This is a genomic window from Chryseobacterium sp. WG23, from assembly GCF_024586575.1.
Classification (GTDB): domain Bacteria; phylum Bacteroidota; class Bacteroidia; order Flavobacteriales; family Weeksellaceae; genus Chryseobacterium.
Genome location: NZ_JALCZE010000005.1, coordinates 331,213 through 352,555 on the forward strand (window position 1 = coordinate 331,213; position 21,343 = coordinate 352,555).

Here is a 21,343-nt window from a genome sequence, read left to right on the forward strand (position 1 = left end):
GGAAAGCCGGCTCGCAAGAGCCGGCTTTTTTATGCCATATAAAGTAATATGTACTACTTAACCGTAATTGTAGGGTCCCAACGACAGTAACTATAAAGATTTTGTTTATCACTGTTTTCTGGATCTAAAGTATATAAAGCAAAATAAATATAATAGCTTCCCTGTCCGGTGCTGCCTACCCTTGCATCCAGACTTTGAAAAAGAATATTGGCAGATAAAGCAGGAAGGCCATCGGCTTTTGTATGATCAGGTATTGCAGCTTGCTTTCTTTCTACGCCCTCATATTGAATAGTATTGCCATTAAATACATCCACTCCGGCATAGTTTTGAACATTGTAGATAATAATAGCATCATCTGAGTTCTGATATATCGAACAGCCTCTGAAACATACAGTATCTCCGGCTCTTGCGGTGAAGTTTAAGTCTCCTGTTGCCTGCCCACCGGCAATGTTTTCCGTAGGAACGATCATATACTTTCCTGCATGATCAATAGGTACCGCTTTAGTGCTGTCATCTGTACAAGGGGTAAGGTTATTTAATTTCATGTATTCTTTTACATAATCAGTGTCTATTACGACCATAATGTCTATTTCCCTGCTTGATGCTAATTGTGATGTGTCCATGTGATTTGCTTTTTAATGATTGTTTTTCCTACTCGTTGGCTTTTCAGATTCCGCCCCGTTTTTTATGTGATGTCGGCTTCAACATTGTAATTACATGACAAATGTAGGACGTTAAAAAGACGTGTGTTAGCGTATAAGTGCGGAATTTGCAGTCAGTATTTTTACGCATTAATCCCTTGTTGGTGATTTTTATTGTAAAAAAATACCCTGAAAGTTTAACTTTTAGGGTACCTTATACTGGTTAAATTTAATTGTTTTTAAAAAGAAACCTCGTTCACTTCTTTTCCTCTCTGGAAGTTCATTGTTTTCTGGCTGCCTTTATAGGCAATATTCACCAGGTTGATTTGCTTCGGAAAGGAGCTTAAAAGGATCGTGTTTTTAATTTTTAAGGTGTTAATATCTGAAACTCCTGCGGTTTCAAAATACACCCATACAGTTTCTCCGCTTACTTGGCTTCCGGTGAAGGTTATTGTTTTGGGAGCACCATTGACAAATACATCAAAATTGTTATTCACATATTTTTTAACTTCAGCTTCAAATCCTGCTGTGTTAGGATTTATTTTAATAGCGTCAGAGATATGGCTTGTATTCATTTTTGTGGTAAACTTCAATGTTTTGCTTCCATCAATATAATCCACCTTGGTCATTGAAGAGAAAAAGTCTACATACATAAAACTCATTAACACAAAAAATGTTAAAATTCCTGATATATATAAAAGTTTTTTCATCTTAATTAATAGATTTACAATCATACTTGCTATTTATAAGTCACAAATAATATGCCAATTAAAAATTAACATTTACAGAATATTTATCATAAAATGCTTTAATATGCGCTACGGCCTCATCTGCAGTGTCTACCACCCGGTAAAGATCCAGATCATCTTCGGCAATCATCCCTTCTTTCAGTAAGGTTGCTTTGAACCAATCCAGCAATCCGCCCCAGAATTCACTTCCTACCAGAACAATGGGAAATTTCCCTATTTTATTGGTTTGAATCAGTGTCATTGCTTCTGTAAGCTCATCCAAAGTACCAAAACCTCCCGGCATCACCACGAAGCCCTGAGAATATTTTACAAACATTACTTTTCTCACGAAAAAGTAATCAAAATTCATGGAATAGGATTTATTGATGTAAGGATTGAAATGTTGTTCAAAAGGAAGATCAATATTAAGTCCTATGGATTTCCCTTTAGCATTGAAAGCTCCTTTATTTCCTGCTTCCATGATTCCAGGGCCTCCTCCGGTAATAATTCCGAATCCTAATTTGGTGATCTTTTCAGCAATTTCTACAGCCATTTCGTAGTATGGGCTTTCCGGTTTCAGCCGGGCAGAACCAAATATCGAAACACATGGGCCTATCCTGGCCAGTTTTTCATAGCCGTCTACAAACTCAGCCATGACCTTGAAAACCATCCAGCTGTCCTTAGCGATTGTTTCGTCCCAGGTTTTTTGCCTGAAACTGTTAAGCAATTTTGTTTCGTTAATGTCGAGCTCTGGATTTACTAAACTTTCATCCCTGGTTCCCTCAATTTCCATGTGCAAAAAATTATTTAAAATGTTTTTCGGCTTCTATTACAGATTCCGGTCTTCCGACATCTACGAGAATACTGTCATGTACAAAACCGTGAATATGTTCGGTAAGCATCAGATCCAGATATTCTTCCATAACAGAGAATTTGCCCGTTCTTTTTATTTTTTCAAAGATAAGAGGGTTGATGCAGTGAACACCACTGAAGGCAAGAGCTTTAAATCCTTTATTGAATTCTGCCAGCCTCTGCTCTCCTGTCTGTACATTCAGCCAGCCTCGTAAAACCATCTCATCGTTGAAAAGGAGTTTTCTCGAACTTTCACGGTCCGAAACTGCTAAAGTAGCAAAATCTTTTATCTTTTTATGATATTCTACCAATGTATTGATGTTTATATTGGTTAATATATCAGCGTTCATGATTAAAAAATCTTCACCATGATCAAGAAATTTTCTTGCAAAAATTAAGCCGCCTCCGGTTTCCAGAAGTTCATTGGTCTCGTCAGAGATTTCTATCTTACAGCCGAAGTTATTGTTTTTATGTAAAAAATCAACAATCTGATCTCCAAAATGATGAATGTTGATTACAAAATCCTGTATTCCAAAACTTTTTAAATATTTGATATTTCTTTCCAAAAGAGGAATACCATTCACTTTGGCCAAAGCTTTCGGATGATGGTCTGTAAACGGTTTAAGCCTTGTGCCTTTTCCTGCTGCGAAAATAAGAGCCTTCATAATAGTAAGAGTAATGAGTTAACGAGTAATCGAAAATAGGGAATGAGTAATAAGGGTATTCCTTATGCTGATTACTGATTACCAATGTTCAGTTGATGTTGTTCATCATGATGAAGGCTTATTTCTGTCCCTTCAGGATATTTCTCTTTGATGAATTCAGCAATTTTAATTGCACAGTATACTGATCTGTGCTGTCCTCCGGTACACCCGAAATTGATCTGAAGATTTTCAAACCCTCTAGCCAGATAGTCCTCGATATTAATGGAGATGATGGATTTTACCAATTCTAAAAACTTAGGCATTTCTGTCTTTGTTTCCAGGTATTCCTGAACTCCGATATCATTTCCGGTCTGTATTTTATATTCTTCAATTCTTCCGGGATTTAAAATTCCTCTGCAGTCAAAGGCGAAACCACCTCCGTTTCCTGAGCTGTCTTTTGGAATTCCTCCTTTTTTATACGAAAAGCTGTGTATGTCTATGTGTAGCATTTTTCTTCTTTTTTATTTTTTTACCATTAAGGTATTTAAAGTTTTTAAGATAAGTTAAGATTTTGATCCATCAAAAAAACATTCTTAATGGTTTAAATTTAAAATTTCCTTAATTTTTATTTTTGATTTTTCAAGTGACAACTGTTGAATAACCTTTTTAAGTTCAGGATAATTTTTCATACCCTCCCAGGCATCAGCAAGCTGAGTGATATTTTGGATTCCTTTTTCCAGGCTTGCCATAAAATGCTGTTTCCTTTGGATTAGCCCCCGGAATCCATACGCCCCCAAAACCTGTAAAAACCGCATCATCTGAATAGGTTTCACAGCATTGTGCAACTGAGTCCTTGTCTCCGGATCTTCAAACTGCTGAATATAATACGCTAGCATTTCGTTTTTGAAATCTTCTGGAAAATCAGCTTTTGCCTGATAAAGAAAGGAGATGACATCATACATCAAAGGACCTTTCATGGCAGACTGATAATCAATGAATGAAACTTCATTTTTCTTATTCACCATAATATTTCTGGCCTGAAAATCACGGATCATGATTCCTTTAGGCTCCAGATTTTCTATAAGAAGGGCAATTTGCTTGAATTCCTTAAGCAGGGTAGATTTGTTGTACTCCAGCTCTAAAATATCTGCTACAAAGTTTTTAAAATAGTATAAATCATGAATAACAGGGAGTTCATCATAATTTTCATATTCAAAAGTTTTTGTAAAATCAATTCTTCCCTGGGTTTGAATCTGCAGTCTGAACAGCTGTTTCAAAGTCTGTTTTACAAGGTATTTTACATCAGGCGATAGCTGCTCTTTTGTAATCACCTCCGAAAGGGTCTGCTCCCCCAAAAACTCCTGTATATACATTTTTCTATCCTCTGAAACCGCCAAAATCTTTGGGGTATTAAGGTTTAGTTCAGAGAAAACACTGGAATAGTAAAGAAAACTTTCGTTTTCGGGAATGTTTTCATTATAAGTGATAATGTATTTTTCAAGGTCTGTTGTAGCCAGAAAATTCACCCTGGCAGAGCCACTTTGAGCTAATGTGACGAATTCGGAAGATTTTTTACCACAATGGTTTTCAAAAAATTGTTTTGCGTTTTCAGAAGTCATAATATAAAAACAAATATACTAATTTAACATGAGTTGGAAACAAGAGATTATTACGGCTTCCCATCTTAACTTTTTTCATTAGTGTTCAGGTTATTACAGCCTAATTTTTATCTTTGTAGTTATGTTAAAAGATTTCAAGCCGGTTTTGGGTATTTTGCTGCGATTCATCATCGTTTATCTGGTACTGCTTCTTGCCTATCAGTTTTATCTGAACAGTGAGAAAGATCATGGGCTGGATTCTTTTTCACGAATGATCGGAAACCAGGTCAGCTATCTTCAAAATAAAGGGGGTTATGAAACGGCTCTTTATGATGATGTAAAGAATGAGCAGGTTTGGTTTTATGTAAAAGGGCAGTACGTAACCAGAATGGTGGAGGGCTGTAATGCTGTTTCGGTAATCATTCTATTTATGTCTTTTGTTTTTGCTTTTTATAAAGGAGCGAAAACCTTTGTTTTTGTGGGAGTAGGATTGGTTTTACTCTATATCATGAATCTCCTGAGAATAGTAGGATTGAATATTGTCATGTCAGACTATCCGGAATATGGTAAGATGTTCCATGATTTTATTTTTCCGGCTATAATTTATGGGAGTGTTGTGGTGCTTTGGTTAATCTGGATTAAATTCTTTGCTTTAAAAAATGAAAATTCTTAACTGGCTTTTGGTTATACTTGGCATTTGTGGCCTTATAGGAATAAGGGTGCTTGAGGACAGCCTGTTTTATGATCCTTTTCTTGCATATTTTCACGAAGCCAATAAAAATATTGAGTTCCCGGAATTTGAATGGGGAAAATTGATTGTAGGATACCTGTTCAGGTTTATTTTAAATCTTCTTTTTTCATGCCTGATTGTTCAGGGGTTATTTGAAAACAGACAATGGACATTGCAGGGCACTGTTTTAATGAGTATTGTTTTTATTATTACTTTTCCTGTATATCTATACTGTATCTATAACAAATTTGAAATAGGATATCTTTTCTCCTTTTATATGAGACGGTTTGTGATCCAGCCCTTGATTATACTATTAGTGGTTCCTATATTTTATTATAGAAAGCAGATGAATAAAGTAGACTGAGCAATAGAGTAAGTGTTCGCCTATTTATTCCTATTCTGCGGTATGCTTATCTGCACTGGTTACATTTTCGGGGGTCCATTCCACACGTTTTACGAAATCTTTTTCACGAACAGGGCAATCTTTAATCTGACATACCGGACATGAGATCGGTTTACAGTCATCCATATGAAAATTAAATTCTATGCTCCGTTTCATATGTTTTGCCAACAGGAGGATTACTTTTTCCATCTCATTGTGAGCATCGCGGAGACTGTAATACCAGGGAAGAGTAATATGGGCATCAATATGAAGAGAGGCACCAAATTGCTGGATTTTCATATTGTGTACATCAATCCATTCTGTCCTTCTGTTTTTTTCAAGGATCCTAATGATCTGGTTTAATATTTCAGGATCTTGTTCATCCATAATACCGCTTAAAGACTTGCGGACAATCTTATATCCTACAACAATAATATAAAGACCAAAAATTAAGGCTACTACAGAATCCAGCCAATAGATTTTTGTAAAATAAACAATCACTAAACTGACAACAACTCCCAGTGTGGTAATGGTATCAGACTGAAGATGTTTTCCTGAAGAAATGAGTACCAGAGAATTTTCCCTTTTCCCCTTTTTTATCGAAATATACCCCAAAAGATAATTAACAATAGCTGTTGCGGCAATGATCCATATTCCCAGATCAATTTTGCTCAGTGTTTTACCTACAATAAGACTGTTAATTCCTTCATAGATGATCATAATTCCTGCAATGGCAATTAGGGCACCTTCTATTCCGGACGTTACAAATTCTACTTTCCCATGGCCATATGGGTGGTCTTCATCTTTAGGTTTTGCAGCAAGATGAAGAGAGTAGAGGCCCATAAATGCACTGATGACATTGACTACACTTTCCATGGCATCAGAAAATACAGCATCAGAATTGGTCAGTTTCCAGGCAATAATTTTTCCAACAAAAAGGATAACCCCAAAGGCAGCAATGATCTTTTGGAATCCTATTTTTTCTTTGTGAGTGTTTTTCTGGGTATTCATATGGAGTTTGATAAAAAAAAGAATCTCAATTTGAGACTCTTTTTTATTTTGTTAGTTTATACTAAGTTGTTTGCTACTAGGTATTCTGCGATTTGCACGGCGTTGGTTGCCGCTCCTTTCCTCAGGTTGTCTGCTACAATCCAGAGGTTAAGCGTTTTCGGCTGTGAGAGATCCCGTCTTATCCTTCCGACGAAGACTTCGTCTTTCCCTTCCGAATACAGAGGCATTGGATAGTGGTTGTTTTTTACATCATCCATTACGACTACTCCCGGAGTCTCAGATAAGATTTTTCTTACTTCATCCAGCTCGAATTCGTTTTCAAATTCAATATTTACACTTTCTGAGTGCCCTCCCTGAACAGGAACTCTTACGGCTGTTGCCGTTAAATTAAATGTGTCATCCCCTAAAATTTTCTTAGGCTCTTTCATCAATTTAATTTCCTCCTTAGTATAATCATCTTCCGCAAATACATCACAGTGTGGCAATGCATTTTTGAAGATCTGGTAAGGATATACTTTAGCAACAGAATCATCACCGCTGATCTCACCATTTAACTGGTCAACCGCTGCTTTACCTGTTCCTGTTACGGATTGGTACGTAGAAACAATTACTCTTTTTAAATCATATTTTTTGTTCAATGGCCCAAGAACCATTACCAACTGAATGGTAGAACAGTTTGGATTGGCAATAATCTTGTCCTCCTTTGTCAAAACATCAGCATTGATCTCAGGAACCACCAGTTTTTTATCAGGATCCATTCTCCATGCAGAAGAATTGTCAATGACTGTTATTCCTGCTTCTGCAAATAAAGGCGCAAATTCAAGAGACGTAGAACCTCCGGCAGAGAAGATCGCAATATCCGGTTTGGCAGCTATAGCGTCCTTCATGCTTACAATTGTAAATTCCTTCTGTTTATACTTCACCTTCTTGCCTACAGATCTTTCGGATGCTACCGGAATTAATTCTGTTACAGGGAAGTTTCTCTCCTCCAAAACTTTAAGCATAACTTGTCCAACCATTCCTGTTGAACCTACTACAGCTACTTTCATTGATTTAATTAAAAATTTAAAGATTAAACTATTTATAAATTATAACGCATAATGCATAATTTCCTTATTGTATTTTATGCCCCAAAAACTCTTGTCCAAGGGAAGGCAAATGCAAATAAACCTGCGGCAATCAATCCCATAATTACGATTCCTAAAGAAATAGTATCGTTGGATTTTACCTTTTTATTGATAATGGTCATCAATACAGCCGCAATAAGCATAGAAAAAGGGTGCTCAACAAATGTTTGTCTGCTGTAGGCATCCTTCATTAAGGTTCCTGCATCTAAGGCTGCTTTGAAACCTGGAGAAAATATGAATAACAAGCATATTCCTATTAAAAACTGAACGTGAAAGAAAATCATGGTGAATAAAGTTGTTTTCTTTAAAAACTTATTCACTTTTCCACTGAACCCGAACATAGTAGCTAAAAGTGCAATGATAAATAATGCAACTAAAAGGAGTTCTAAGTATCCAAATCCTTTGTGTGCACTAAGAAAAATCTTGTAAAAATCCATAATCCTATTTTTTTGTACACAAAGATAACAAAAATCCCGGCTCAAAGCCGGGATTCATATTTATAAAATCTAATATTATGATTTATTAGAAATTGAATGATAATGTTGCTGCCCAAGTAGTTCCGAAACCGAAGTAAGCACGGTTACCAGTTGCAATACCATTGTACATCATACCTAATTGTTCGTAAGTCTGATTTTTAGAGTTAGGTGTTTTTCCATCAGCTAAAAATCTTGGCTTGTCATCAGAAAATACACTTGTTGCAGAATCAGAGATATAAACTTTGTCAAATAGGTTGTAAACGTTAGCTCCAATAGTAAAATACTGAGCCTGGTCTCTTAATCTAATTTTATAAGAGAATCCTACATCAAATAAATTGAAGTCAGGTAACTGTAATACACCTCTTTCCTGTGCAGAAACATTGGTAAATGTTCCAGCATCTACAGTAGAATATAGTTTACCTACATATCTCCAAGTTCCGAAGATATTAAGATCTTTTACCGGTTTTACAGTTACACCCAATGATGCGGTCATCTGAGGGATACTGTTGTTACTTGTTCCACCAACTTTTACTTTATCAAGATATAATGTATTTCCTGAAGCTCCAGCTAAAGTAAGTGGATTGTTGTTATCATCAAATGATGCTACGCTAGCATTTCCTTTGTAATAGTAATCTCCCCATGAGAACATCCCCTGGAATTCCAAGAATGTAGTTGGTTTGTAAACTCCGTCAAATTCTACTCCTTGGTGAACTTCAGTAATACCGTTGATTTCAGAATAACCTGTTGTTGTTGTATTGTCAGGCAATGTAAATGTTTGGCTGGTTTTTCTTAACCATCTGTCTTTCCATTGTGTTCTGTACACGTTAACGTTTGCACTGAATTTTGCAGATCTGAATCCATAACCAATTTCAGCAGAAGAAATCTTCTCGTTAGTTAAAGTTGGGTTGATAAGTTGTTGGTTACTTGGATAAACTGTGTTAAGGAAAGGCTGTTTGCTATAATAACCAATGTTTGCAAAAACGTTATGCTGTTCATTAATGTTATAGTTAGCACCCGCTTTGATGTTATATCCAAAAAGGTTTTTGAATCCTGTTTTAGTATTAACTGTTTGCCCTTTTAACGTACTTCCGTCTACTACATAATTATCAATTCTTTGATAAGCCTGGTTAGAAACGGAACCTTGTAAGAATGTAGATAATTTATCTTTAGTATATTCTACCTGTGCAAATCCACTATACCAAAGAACCTCTCCGTCATTGCTATATCCTACCTGATCTTCAGCTGGGGCCATTTTACCTCCGAAAGGATTCCATGCAAGTTTTTTGTAATCATATACATTGCTTACAATTCTAGGTGCTAGATTTTTGTTAGCATTATCTTTATATCCTGCAGCTCCGTAAAGGTCAGTAAGAACCTGATAGTGGTAACCATAGTAATATCTGTCATCTGTACCTACTGAGAAGTTCCAGTTGTCATTGATTTTATGCTGGAAGTTTGCCAGGATACCGTACCAGTTGTGAGAGTTAATGCTTGATCTACGAACGATCGTACTTCCTGCACCTGCTGTATTTAAATTAACTGCTGCGTTAGCTGCAAAAATAGCATCATAGTTAATGTGTCCTGAGTTGTCAGTAAAGCTCACATCATTGATGGTTTTAGTTCCAAGTTTCCCTAGGTCACCAGTTCCACCACCTCTACCATTTGACATATATAAAACAGTACTTAACTTAGATTTTTCGTTCATTGTCCAGTCCCAGTTCAACATCATTACCGGCTTAGAGTAATAGTTGGCTCTGTTGGCTAGAGCAACTTTGTTACCTGCAGCATCTGTGTAGTATCCGAAGTCAGAGTTATATTTTCTGTAAGGACTTGTTCCATCATATTCAGGATTGTAGTTGATATAATTTTGAATTGTTGGAGCAAATGTTCTTTGATCGTGCCATTGAGGAGCAGAAGTGATCGTAAACTGTAAGTTATGTTTTGGATTGATTTCATATCCTAGTGCTAAAAAGTAAGCATAGGATTCATAATCTGTATTTTGGATATAAGTACCTCCTGCTTGTCTGCTCATTAAGAATGATGCAGAAACTCCGTTTTCGGATTTTCCGGTGTTATAAGCAAAAGAAGTCTTTAAATAATCATTGTTACCAACTCCTAATCTTATTGCTCCTCCTTTCTTCATATCCGCTGAACGGGTAAGGAAGTTTACTGTACCTCCTACAGAAGCAATTGCTAATTTAGATGAACCAAGACCTCTTTGAACCTGTAATGTACTTGTTACATCAGCTAAACCAGTCCAGTTAGAGAAATAAACAGACCCACCTTCCATGTCGTTAACCGGCATACCGTTTACCATTACTGCAATGTTTCTTGATTCGAAACCTCTAATGGTAAGACCTCCATCACCAAAACCACCTCCGGATTTAGTAGCATAAACAGATGGAGTCGTATTCAAAATCTCAGGTAATTCCTGATTTCCTAATCTTTCTACCAGCTGCGCTGCTTTGATTGTAGATGCAGCAACGGGTGTTTTTCTATCTTTGGCGATATCCGTAACACCTCTTAGGATTACCTCATCAATGTCTTTTGACTTGGCTTGCACCGTATCCTGAACTTGTTGAGCGTAATAAACACTAGCTGTAGATAAAGTAATAACCGCAGTTAGTATCGATTTGTTGATTAATTTCATAATCGTTAGTAATAGTTAGATTTAATTTTCTGCAAAATTCGCAAAATAAAATTTAACCATTATTAACTCAATGTTAATTTTTAATCAATCTTAATAATATCAAGTACTTGATTCTCAATATTATAAATAAAAATTGAATTTTTGTATGAAAAAAGTCATGTTATTGTATTTTTAACAAAGTAGGGTTGTTTTTGTTAAAAATACAACGCTATTTCACAGCTTTGAGACTCAGATCAATATTTTCAGCCGAGTGTGTAAGGGCTCCGGCAGAGATAAAAGTAACTCCTGTAGAGGCAATTTCTTTTAACATATCGCGGGTAATTCCACCGGAAGCTTCCGATTCACATGATCCATTGATCATTTCCACTGCCTGCTTCATCATCTCCACATTCATATTATCAAGCATGATTCTATCCACTTTTGCTTTGATGGCTTCCTGAACTTCTTTAAGGTTTCTGGTCTCCACCTCAATTTTTAATTTTTTCTTAGTCTTTTTAATATAATCCTTTGCCATCTTTACAGCGTTGGTAATGCTTCCGTTATAATCAATATGGTTGTCTTTAAGCATAATCATGTCATAGAGCCCATATCTGTGATTGGTTCCGCCTCCAATAGCTACAGCCCATTTTTCACATATTCTGAAATTGGGAGTGGTCTTTCTGGTATCCAGAAGTTTAGTTTTCGTACCTACCAATCTTGAGTCCCAATCATGGGTAAGGGTGGCAATGCCGCTCATTCTTTGCATACAGTTAAGGATCAGCCTTTCAGTAGAGAGAATAGACCTGGCGCTTCCAGTTACAATAAGGGCGATGTCTCCCACTTTTGCAGCATCTCCATCTTTAAGGAAGATTTCAACTTTTAAATCTTTATCAAAAGTTTTGAAAATAAACTCAGCCAGCTCCACACCTGCTAAGATGCAGTCTTGTTTTACCAGAAGTTTAGCACTTTGTTTCAGATCTTGGGGAATTGTGGACAGAGTGGAATGATCACCATCCTGGATATCTTCTTCCAGCGCATTCTTTATAAATGTCTTTAATGCTTTATCGGTAACGTAACTTGGTTTTTTCATTATGTATGCTTTTTTAAGCTAAATCTTTATTGTAAAATGCGCCCTTATTTTCTGTCATTTCCATAGACTGGGTAATGATAAGATGGGCCACGGTAGTTAAATTTCTTAGTTCTGAGAGTTGGGGAGAAAGAATGGAGTAGTGGTAAATCTCATCTACAGCTGCTGCAATTTCCTGATGCTTCTGCAATGCCATATTCAGACGTCTGTTGCTTCTCACAATTCCTACCAGGTCACTCATCATTTCCTGGAGTTGTTTTCTAAGGTAGCTGATGATCACCATTTCATCCATGATTTTCATTCCTTCCTCATTCCATTCTGGAACGGCCTTCAGATCGTCAAAATTGAAATTGTTTTCGTTCAGCAATGCCATTGTTTTCATGGCGGCATTGTGTCCGAAAACGAGTCCTTCAAGTAATGAATTGGAAGCTAGTCTGTTGGCTCCGTGTAATCCGGAATTGGTACATTCCCCTACGGCAAAAAGATTTTTAATAGAAGACTGCCCGTCTCTGTCTACTTCAATTCCTCCCATCAGATAATGGCAGGCAGGAACTACGGGTATCAATTGAGTGAACGGATCTATTCCTTCATCTTTACATTTTTTATAAATATTCGGGAAATGCTCCAGAAATCTTTCCTGGTTCATCTCATGACAGTCAAGACCTGCATATTCGTCCCCTGAAATTTTCATTTCGTTGTCAATGGCTCTGGCAACGATATCTCTTGAGGCTAATTCTTCACGTTCATCATATTTCTGCATGAACTTTTCGCCTCTTTTTGTTCTTAATTTGGCACCATCACCTCTTACGGCTTCAGAAATAAGGAATAGCATTCCGTCAATCTTGCTGTATAAAGCTGTAGGATGAAATTGATAGTACTGCATATTGGAAACCTTCCCCTTCGCACGGGCCACGAAAGCAATTCCATCTCCTGTTGCAATCTTGGGATTGGTTGTGTTTTTATAAACATGTCCGGCACCTCCGGTGGCTACCAATGTTATTTTAGAAGTGATTTTTTTAATCGTTTTGGAATTTTCATCCAGAATATAGGCCCCATAGCAATGGATATCTCCTTCGTTCAGTTCTTTTCCGGGAACATGATGCTGAGTGATGATATCAATGACATAGTGGTGGTCTAAAATTTCAATATTAGGACTGTTATTGGCGGTTTCCAATAAGGCCCTTTCAATTTCAAATCCGGTGATATCTTTATGATGGACAATTCTGTTTTCGGTGTGGCCTCCCTCTCTTCCCAAAGCAAATTTGCCATTTTTCATGTCGAATTGGGCTCCCCACTCTACAATTTCATTGAATCTTGCAGGAGCTTCCCTGACTACCATTTCTACCACATTCCGTTTGTTTTCTCCATCTCCGGCCCTCATGGTGTCATCAATATGCTTCTCAAAATTATCATTCTGAAAATCTGTAACTACAGCAAGTCCGCCTTGAGCATATTTGGTATTGCTTTCGTCTTCGTCAGATTTTGTTACGATAATAATCTTGGCATCAGGGAGCTGTTCGGAAACTTTAATGGCATAGGAAAGTCCGGAAATGCCGGAACCAATTACTAATACATCCGCTTTTATCATATGCTTGCTTTAGGTACAATCGTTTAAATATTACATAAATTTAAACAATTTTTCGTTTGGTTTTCTTACTTTTTTCATGTGTTGGAAGTAATCTTCTTCAGAACGGTAGCCTAAAGCGAGGGTAACGGTTACTTTTTCTGTTTCTGGATTTATGTTGAGAATTTCTTCTATGATGTCCTGTCGGAAACCTTCCATTGGACAAGAGTCAATATTTTCTATAGCCGCTGCATACATTAAGTTGGCCAGTACTATATAAGACTGTTTCTCTGCCCAGTTGAAAATTTCATCCTGTGTTTTCTGTACAATATGCTGGTTAATACTGTTTTTGAATGGCTCAAGCTTCTCGAGAGAAGTTTCCCTTACCTCAGAAATATGATTGAAATACCCCCGGATATAGCTCTCATCAATTGTTTTTTTTGAAATGATTACAATAAGGTGAGAACAGGTAGAGATTTGTGATGGATTATAGAAAGCCGGAATCAGTTTCTGTTTCATAGCTTCACTTTCAACAACTAAAATTTTATAGGGTTGAAGTCCCAGTGAGCTGGCAGAAAGTTTTCCCGATTCAAGAATGTTATAAAGTGTTTCCTGAGGAATCACCTGATGATTAAATTTTTTTACAGAATATCTTCTGCTCAAAGCTTCCAAATAATTCATAAGGCAAATTTAAGAATTGAATATGAATAAAATGGGTTTAAAATGAAATATATCCTCTTAAATAATGCTAAAAATCACTCCCGATAGAGGAGTGATTTTTTTAATACGGGTCAGTTATTTTTAATCTCTGTTTTTTACCATGATCCAACCGGAGAATTGTATCGGTGTATTTTTCTGGTTGTTTTCATTCCATGTTACAGAATACCAGTAATTTCCTGTAGGAACTTTTTTGCTTCCATGGATGGTTCCATTCCATTTATATCCGTTAGATTGATCGGCCTGGAATATTTTATAACCATACCGGTCAAATACTGATATTTCGAGATTTCGTTTGCCTGATAATGCAGAATAGTCTACGAAATCATTGACGCCATCATCGTTAGGGGTAATTACATTAATGAGATTAGGAACAGTAATGGTAATTTCAATAGGTGTACAGTTATAGCTGTCTTTTACATAAACTTTAGCCTCACCTCTGGCAATATTGGTAAATACGTTGGAATCCTGCCAGTTAATATTATCCATAGAATATTGGTAGGGAGGCGTTCCTCCGTTAACGTATACTGTGACAGTTCTTCCTGATACATCAATACTCGTTACTACCGGGTTTTCGGAAGCGTATACTTTTACAGTTTGTGTGACAATACAGTCTCCGGTCTTTAATTTTACCCAGTACGTACCTACTCCTACATTATTGATAGCCTGCGTAGTGGCACCGGTGCTCCATTCATAACTTTTAAACCCGGGCCCTGCATCTAAAGTCGTTTTGGTTTCTATACAGATAATCTTGTCTTCTAAAATAGTAGAAAAGGTTGGTGGTATAACAGTTATGTTAATTTTAGCTATTGCATAACATCCGTTTGAGTTCGAAACTTTTACATACACAACACCGGTAGGGGCTATGTAAGTAGATGCATTGGTAATCTCATTGGTTTCATTGATAGCATCAGTTAATGAAGGATAATATTTTTTTGTTGTTCCATTTTGAGTGGTCACTACTGCTCCGGTAAGGTTAAATGAAGCCATTGACGGATTGCTTTCTATAAAGCAGGACCTTATATCAGTATCATTAACAACAACTACCGGGTGAATGTTCAATGTGATCTTGGAAGAGCTTACACATCCCTGGGGAGTCGTCACTTTTACATAAATAGTTGCTGCTGCAGAAGCATAGGCTGTAGGATTAGTTATTTGATTGGTTCCTGCGTTCATATCAAACAGGGTAGGGTAAAACTCTTTAATGACTCCAGGAATAGAAGTTACCGTTGCTGAAGTAAGGTCAAAGGTAGCCGTACCTGCATTGTTGTTATTACATTCTGTAAGACTGGCATTATCTGCGGCAAATGGTGTCGGATTAAGCTGTATAATTCCATCTCCGTTGTCACAGAGAGTGGAAGTAGGGTCTTTAACGATTACCTTAATGGTTGTATTTCCTGAATACTGAAAGCTGGCAGGATTGGTAATAGGTGTTGGACTTCCTAAAACATAATACGTGAAAATATAATTTCCGGGATTATTGACAAATTGAGAATTATAAGAAGTAAGGTCCACAACACCATTTCCTGTTGCCGGGTTGGTGCAGACAAAAGGGGTGATCGTGTTGCTTAATATAGGCACTTTGTCTACGAATACCTTTGCGTTTTTAATAGAATGTCTGGCACTGGCTCCTCCTGTTGCCGCGGAAAATCCAAAATAGCCCTGCGACATTCCTGCTGCTGCACCGGAAGGAGCAAAAGACTGGTCAACAATAAGAACTCCGTCTATTTTTATTTTGATGATCCAGTTGGTTGGGTTGGTAAGATCTGTTTCTCCATTCACTTCAACGTGTTTATAGGTGTCACCCACGAAAGGTTGGGTAGCGTTAAGGTCAGGTGAATGAAAGGTGCTTCCGGCAGTATTGTTAAATTCTATATTGTTGCCTGCTGTATTGTTGGTTCCATATAAGAGGTGTACTTTGCTCATCTGACCCTCGGTAGTATTGTTGAAAATATCAAATCCTACCATCAGTCCTGATGCATTGGCTGGAATACCTAATCCTCCTCCTGATACAAAACCTGTGGGTGGGTTAGCAAGATACCAGAATGTGAATCCGTCACCTCTTCCAAACTGTGTTGTTCCGTTTCCGTCAATTCTGAAATCAAATTCTACTTTCCACTTGTCACAGTAGCTTAGCGTAATGGGATCTGCCAAGGTTATAGCGCCAAATCTACTTGTTTGGTCAGTTGTAAGTCTTATAAAATCCGTACTTACAGTAGCATCTGAAACCAGATTCCAGCCGGCTGTATTAACCGGATTTCCTACAAGCTGATAGGTTTGGGAATATATTGTGCCGGGTAAGCAAAATATGAAAATAAATAAAAAAACAAGTATATCTTTTTTCATAATCTTTTAGTTGTAATTATTAGTGATTGTAAAGTGGAAGGGTGCTTTTTTCATGTAAAAAACTATCCCTTTAAAAAGGATAGTTTTTAAAATTTATTCTCTGTTTTTTACCAATACCCATCCTGAGTATTTGGTTTCAGTATTGTTTTTATTATTTTCATTCCAGGAAATAGTATACCAGTAAGTTCCTGTAAGGATTTTTTTCCCGGAAGCAGTACCATCCCATTTGAAGTTTCTTATTTTGCTGGCTTCATAGAGTTTGTTTCCGTATCGGTCATAAACAATGAAAACTAAGTTTCTCTTATAAGCCAGTGCAGAATAATCAATAACATCATTGATGTTGTCTCCATTGGGAGTAATGGCGTTGATCAGATTCGGAACTGTGATCTGTACTTCGACAGGAGTACAATTGTAGAAATCTTTTACAAAAACTTTTACTTCACCTCGTGGAAGCCCTGTGAAAGTGTTTGAATCCTGCCATGTAGTGCCATCCAGAGAATATTGATAAGGAGGTGTTCCTCCTGATACATTTGCCGTAATACTGTTATTATTGATGTCAATCGTTGAAATAACAGGATTTGCAGAAGGAATTACTTTTACAATCTGTTTGGTAATACAGTTTCCTGTTTTCAGAAGTACCCAGTAAAGTCCTGCGGTCACATCTTTTATAGATTGGGTTGTTGCTCCGGTATTCCATTGGTATCCATCAAAGCCTGGCCCGGCGTCTAAGTCTGTTTTACTGTCTATGCAGATTATTTTATCTTTTAAAACAGCAGATGTGACAGGTGGCAGTACGATGAGGTTGATTTTAGTGATGGCAAAACACCCATTTGCATCCGTTACTTTTACGTAAACAGTAGTGCTTGGTGAGATATATTGAAGGATGTTTACAATCTCGTTGGTTCCGTCTAGTGCATTGTTTAAAGTAGTGTAATATTTCTTGCTTGCCGTTGTTAACGGAGTGACATCAGCTGATGTAAGGTCAAACTGGGCATTGGTGATATTATTTTCAATAAAACATGACCGGAGGCTTGCTTCTTTTACTTCTGTTTCAGGATAGAATGTCAGAGTTATTTTTGCTGTACCTACACATCCCTGTGGAGTTGTTACCTTTACAAATACGGTTCCAGGAGCCGATAAATAATTATCAGGATAAGCAATTTCATTGATATCGGCGTTCAGGTCATTTAATGTCTTATAATATTTTTTTGCAGCACCCGGAACACCCGTTACATTAGCTGTAGTTAGATTAAAAACTGCAGTGCCGGCTTTATTATTGTTGCATGCCGTAAGTGTTTTATCTTCTGCTTTAAAAGGAGCCAGAACCAGTAAAATCCGGGCATCGGGATTATCGCACAATATTCCTGCATTATCCTTGATGACAACGGTAACAGTGGTGTTGGCATTGAATTCATAATTGGCGGGAGTGGCAATTGGAGTAGAGCTGCCAAGGGGATAATATGTGAAAGTGTAGTTAGCGGGATTGCTGACGAACTGAGAATTGAATGTTGTTAAATTTACATTTCCATATCCTGTAGTTGGATTAGGACAAAAAGACTGAGTTGCCGTGTTCTGCAGAATAGGAACTTTATCCGTGTAGATTTTTACATTTTTAATGGAATGTCTTGATCTTGCCCCTCCTGTAGAAGCTGAAAATCCAAAATAGCCTACCGTCATTGCCGCGGCAGTACCCGAAGGAGCGAAAGACTGATTGCAGATTAAGGTGCCGTCAATGGTTATAGTGACAATCCAGTTGGTAGGAGCGGCCGGATCTACTTGCGCACTTACTTCAACGTGCTTAAAGGCGGTGCCTTGAAAAGGGAGTGTGGTATTCATATCCGGTGAGTGAAAAGAACTTCCCGGAACATTAAAAAACTCTACGTTGTTGGTGTCGGTTGTATTGATAACCTGGCCGTACGCAACATGAACCTTACTCATGGTAGCGGTAGTTGTATTGTTATAGGTGTCAAACCCTGCAATAAAGCCAACTGCATTTTGGGAAACCCCAAGACCGGACCCCAGTACACTTGCAACCGGTGGATTGGCTAGATACCAAAAAGCAAGACCGTCTCCATTTGAAGTCTGGTTAGAATCCATTCTGAAATCGAATTCTACCCTCCATTTGTCACAGTATTTTAAGTTAATGGGATCATTCAGCCGGATGGATCCGGATTGGTTGTTGGTATCAGGTGTGAGCTGAATAAAATCACCATTTACCTGAGTAGGAGAAACCATGGTCCATCCTGTAGTATTAACGGGATTTCCGGTAAGTTGATAAGTTTGGGCGAAAGATTTTCCCGGTAAACAAACTAGTAGAAGGATAAGGAAAAAAAATAAATTTTTATTCATTTAAGTGGGACTTTTGATTAATAGGTAAAGATATTAAATCCCAACTGAATAATATGTATTTAATGTTAATTTTACTAAAATTTATAGTTTTTATTCAAAATATGATACATATTTATAGTTAATAATGAATGTTTTTAGCGGGTATTTAAATTTATATTGATTGGATCAAAATAGGGAATTGCTTTCCAGCCCCTCAAAATAGGTGTCAATTTCCAGATTTTGGGAAGCTGCAGCCGCAACGGCCAGCTTATCGCAAAGTTCATTTTCAAAATGTCCTGCATGTCCTTTTATCCAATGCATTTTGGGTTGATGCTTGTTATAAAGATCAATGAATTTTTTCCAAAGATCAGGGTTTTTTACATTTTTCCATCCTCTTTTTATCCATCCTGAAATCCAGTTTTGATTGATAGCATCCGCTACATATTTACTGTCGGTATAAACATGGATGTCGTTTTCTGCAGACTTTAACTTTTCCAGCGCTGTAATCACTGCCAGAAGTTCCATTCTGTTGTTGGTCGTCTTTCGGAAGCCCATGGAGAAAGTTTTCTGATAATTTTTTTCAGGAACACGCATAAGAATGCCATATCCTCCTTTACCGGGATTTCCACTGCAGGCTCCGTCCGTATAAATTTCGATTTTCAAATTGATCTTTTTAAATTGATTTGCTTTCTAAAGCTAAGCTCTGGTTTTAAAACGGAAAATCATCATCGTCATCAAAATCATTCATTGACGATCCTGAAAGTTTTGAACTATCCGGCAAATCAAATGCTGCGCCAGGCTGGATGGTTGTTTTGATTTTGTCGAAGCCACTTGGGTCAGGAGAACCAAAATTGGAAGGATATCCTCCGCCGGCACCATCAAATGCTGCTTCAATATCACCAAATTTCGCAAAATGCTTCAGGAAAGATAATCGGACATCAGCCGTAGCACCATTTCTGTGCTTGGCAATAATCAGCTCAGCCTGATTTTCTGTAGAAGTCTCCTGTCCTTCATCATCATTATCCCAAACCGTAATTTTATAATACTCAGGTCTGAAGATAAAAGATACAATATCCGCATCCTGCTCAATAGCTCCGGATTCCCTCAGGTCAGAAAGCTGAGGTCTTTTTCCCGGGCGGGCTTCCACACTTCTGGAAAGCTGAGAAAGTGCAATAACGGGAACATTTAATTCTTTTGCAATAGCCTTTAGTGAACGGGATATCATAGAGATTTCCTGCTCACGGTTTCCAACACCCTTTCCACTGCTTCCGGCTGTCATCAGCTGAAGGTAATCGACCATGATCAGCCTCACCCCGTGTTGCATTACCAGTCTTCGACATTTGGCACGGAAGTCAAAGATTGATAATGATGGAGTTTCATCAATATATAGAGGTGCATTTTCCAATTCGGAAACATTAGAAAACAGCCTTTGCCATTCTTCATCATCAAGAGTTCCTTTTCTCAGTTTTTCAGATGAAATTTTAGTCTCGGAAGCAATCATCCTGGTGATAAGCTGTACCGAGGCCATCTCGAGAGAGAAAAGGGCCATTGGGATCTTGTGGCCTACTGCAATATTTCTTGCCATAGAAAGAAGGAATGCTGTTTTACCCATTGCGGGACGTGCAGCAATGATGATAAGATCGGAATTCTGCCATCCCCCGGTTTCTTTATCAATATCTCTAAAACCAGACGGAACTCCGGAAAGTCCTTCCTTATCTTTTAATGATTTAATGGTATCAATAGCTTGTTTTACTAATGAGTTGGCAGTGTCGAATCCTTTTTTTATCGTTCCGTTGGTGATCTCAAAAAATGATTGTTCCGCTTTGTCTAAAAGCTCAAAAACATCAGTGGATTCCTTGTATGAGGAATCAATCACATTAGCAGAAACATTAATCAGACTTCTTAAAATATATTTTTCAAGAATGACACGAACATGGTATTCAATATGAGCCGATGAGCTCACACCCATCGTCAGATCTATAATATAATGGTCTCCTCCTGCCTGGCTAAGCTTATCCACTTTTTTTAAATCCTGGATAATCGTCATTAAGTCTACAGGATGGTTACCCTCATAGAGCTTTAAGATCGCGGAAAAGATGACCTGATGTCTCGGGTCATAAAAAACTTCGGGAGTAAGGAGATCAATGGAATGATCCAATCCTTTTTTGTCAATTAAAAAAGTTCCGATAACGAGTCTTTCGAAATCCACTGCATTGGGTGGCATTTTTCCATCCGCAATAGACAGCTCTTTTGCAAAGTTTCCGTGTGTTAAGGATGATAATGTTTCTTTCTGCGCCATGGTGCAAAGATAGCTTATTTAGAAAATAATTAAAAAATAGTATTCAACAAATTATGATCAGTTGTCAGGAATATACTGTAAACAGGCGGTTCATTATGTTGATAAAAAAAATCACCCCGGTCCGGGGTGATTTACATAAGGTTATGAATAAAATTTATTCTTTATTTTTCACCAATACCCATCC

Annotated in this window: 19 protein-coding genes; 2 read left to right on the top strand and 17 right to left on the bottom strand. The window is 37.4% G+C overall.

Annotated features, from left to right (window positions below; all coding sequences use genetic code 11):
• Positions 1-53: 53 nt before the first annotated feature.
• The 6 genes from MP477_RS10240 to MP477_RS10265 form a co-directional block, all read right to left on the bottom strand.
• Complete coding sequence (locus tag MP477_RS10240) at positions 54-623, bottom strand: inclusion body family protein (protein WP_257190347.1); 570 nt, start codon at positions 621-623, stop codon at positions 54-56.
• 257 nt (positions 624-880) lie between these two features.
• Positions 881-1,351, bottom strand: coding sequence for a DUF6702 family protein (locus MP477_RS10245; protein ID WP_257190348.1), 471 nt, complete (start codon positions 1,349-1,351; stop codon positions 881-883).
• Positions 1,352-1,409: 58 nt separating this feature from the next.
• Positions 1,410-2,162: a TIGR00730 family Rossman fold protein gene (locus tag MP477_RS10250; RefSeq protein WP_230033778.1), complete on the bottom strand. Its 753-nt coding sequence runs from the start codon at positions 2,160-2,162 to the stop codon at positions 1,410-1,412.
• 10 nt (positions 2,163-2,172) lie between these two features.
• Positions 2,173-2,886: a nucleotidyltransferase family protein gene (locus tag MP477_RS10255; protein ID WP_047484835.1), complete on the bottom strand. Its 714-nt coding sequence runs from the start codon at positions 2,884-2,886 to the stop codon at positions 2,173-2,175.
• A gap of 71 nt (positions 2,887-2,957) precedes the next feature.
• Positions 2,958-3,374 (bottom strand): RNase adapter RapZ, encoded by a 417-nt coding sequence (locus MP477_RS10260; RefSeq protein WP_257190349.1) that lies wholly within the window; start codon positions 3,372-3,374, stop codon positions 2,958-2,960.
• An 84-nt stretch (positions 3,375-3,458) separates the two neighbouring features.
• Positions 3,459-4,484 (bottom strand): aminoglycoside phosphotransferase family protein, encoded by a 1,026-nt coding sequence (locus tag MP477_RS10265; protein ID WP_257190350.1) that lies wholly within the window; start codon positions 4,482-4,484, stop codon positions 3,459-3,461.
• Positions 4,485-4,605: 121 nt separating this feature from the next.
• On the opposite strand from MP477_RS10265, the gene xrtF reads away from it, so the two are divergent.
• Positions 4,606-5,136 carry an exosortase family protein XrtF gene (gene xrtF, locus MP477_RS10270; protein WP_257190351.1) on the top strand — a complete coding sequence of 177 codons (531 nt, stop codon included), beginning with the start codon at positions 4,606-4,608 and terminating at the stop codon, positions 5,134-5,136.
• Complete coding sequence (locus MP477_RS10275; protein WP_257190352.1) at positions 5,123-5,557, top strand: exosortase F system-associated protein; 435 nt, start codon at positions 5,123-5,125, stop codon at positions 5,555-5,557. Before xrtF ends, MP477_RS10275 begins: the two co-directional genes overlap by 14 nt.
• Before the next feature lie 30 nt (positions 5,558-5,587).
• Here the strand turns inward: MP477_RS10275 and MP477_RS10280 are convergent, their stop codons facing one another.
• From MP477_RS10280 to dnaB, 11 genes are all read right to left on the bottom strand, one after another.
• A complete protein-coding gene (locus tag MP477_RS10280) occupies positions 5,588-6,586 on the bottom strand; it encodes a cation diffusion facilitator family transporter (protein ID WP_230033788.1) in 999 nt (332 codons plus the stop codon).
• A gap of 56 nt (positions 6,587-6,642) precedes the next feature.
• Complete coding sequence (locus tag MP477_RS10285; RefSeq protein ID WP_115916649.1) at positions 6,643-7,635, bottom strand: aspartate-semialdehyde dehydrogenase; 993 nt, start codon at positions 7,633-7,635, stop codon at positions 6,643-6,645.
• Positions 7,636-7,709: 74 nt separating this feature from the next.
• On the bottom strand, positions 7,710-8,150 hold the full coding sequence (locus tag MP477_RS10290) for a hypothetical protein (RefSeq protein WP_230033799.1): 441 nt from the start codon (positions 8,148-8,150) through the stop codon (positions 7,710-7,712).
• An 85-nt stretch (positions 8,151-8,235) separates the two neighbouring features.
• Positions 8,236-10,839, bottom strand: a complete 2,604-nt coding sequence (locus MP477_RS10295; protein WP_257190353.1) for a TonB-dependent receptor — start codon at positions 10,837-10,839, stop codon at positions 8,236-8,238.
• Between the two features lie 208 nt (positions 10,840-11,047).
• A complete protein-coding gene (gene nadC, locus MP477_RS10300; protein WP_230033810.1) occupies positions 11,048-11,908 on the bottom strand; it encodes a carboxylating nicotinate-nucleotide diphosphorylase in 861 nt (286 codons plus the stop codon).
• Positions 11,909-11,921: 13 nt separating this feature from the next.
• Entirely contained in the window at positions 11,922-13,493 is a 1,572-nt protein-coding gene (nadB, locus tag MP477_RS10305; protein ID WP_257190354.1) for an L-aspartate oxidase, read from the bottom strand.
• A gap of 30 nt (positions 13,494-13,523) precedes the next feature.
• Positions 13,524-14,150 (bottom strand): NAD(P)H-dependent oxidoreductase, encoded by a 627-nt coding sequence (locus MP477_RS10310; protein WP_257190355.1) that lies wholly within the window; start codon positions 14,148-14,150, stop codon positions 13,524-13,526.
• A gap of 120 nt (positions 14,151-14,270) precedes the next feature.
• Positions 14,271-16,532 (bottom strand): T9SS type B sorting domain-containing protein, encoded by a 2,262-nt coding sequence (locus tag MP477_RS10315; protein WP_257190356.1) that lies wholly within the window; start codon positions 16,530-16,532, stop codon positions 14,271-14,273.
• Positions 16,533-16,625: 93 nt separating this feature from the next.
• Positions 16,626-18,881, bottom strand: coding sequence for a T9SS type B sorting domain-containing protein (locus MP477_RS10320; RefSeq protein WP_257190357.1), 2,256 nt, complete (start codon positions 18,879-18,881; stop codon positions 16,626-16,628).
• A 165-nt stretch (positions 18,882-19,046) separates the two neighbouring features.
• Positions 19,047-19,523, bottom strand: a complete 477-nt coding sequence (gene rnhA / locus MP477_RS10325) for a ribonuclease HI (RefSeq protein ID WP_257190358.1) — start codon at positions 19,521-19,523, stop codon at positions 19,047-19,049.
• A gap of 46 nt (positions 19,524-19,569) precedes the next feature.
• Entirely contained in the window at positions 19,570-21,159 is a 1,590-nt protein-coding gene (gene dnaB / locus MP477_RS10330; protein ID WP_084086489.1) for a replicative DNA helicase, read from the bottom strand.
• Between the last annotated feature and the right edge of the window lie 184 nt (positions 21,160-21,343).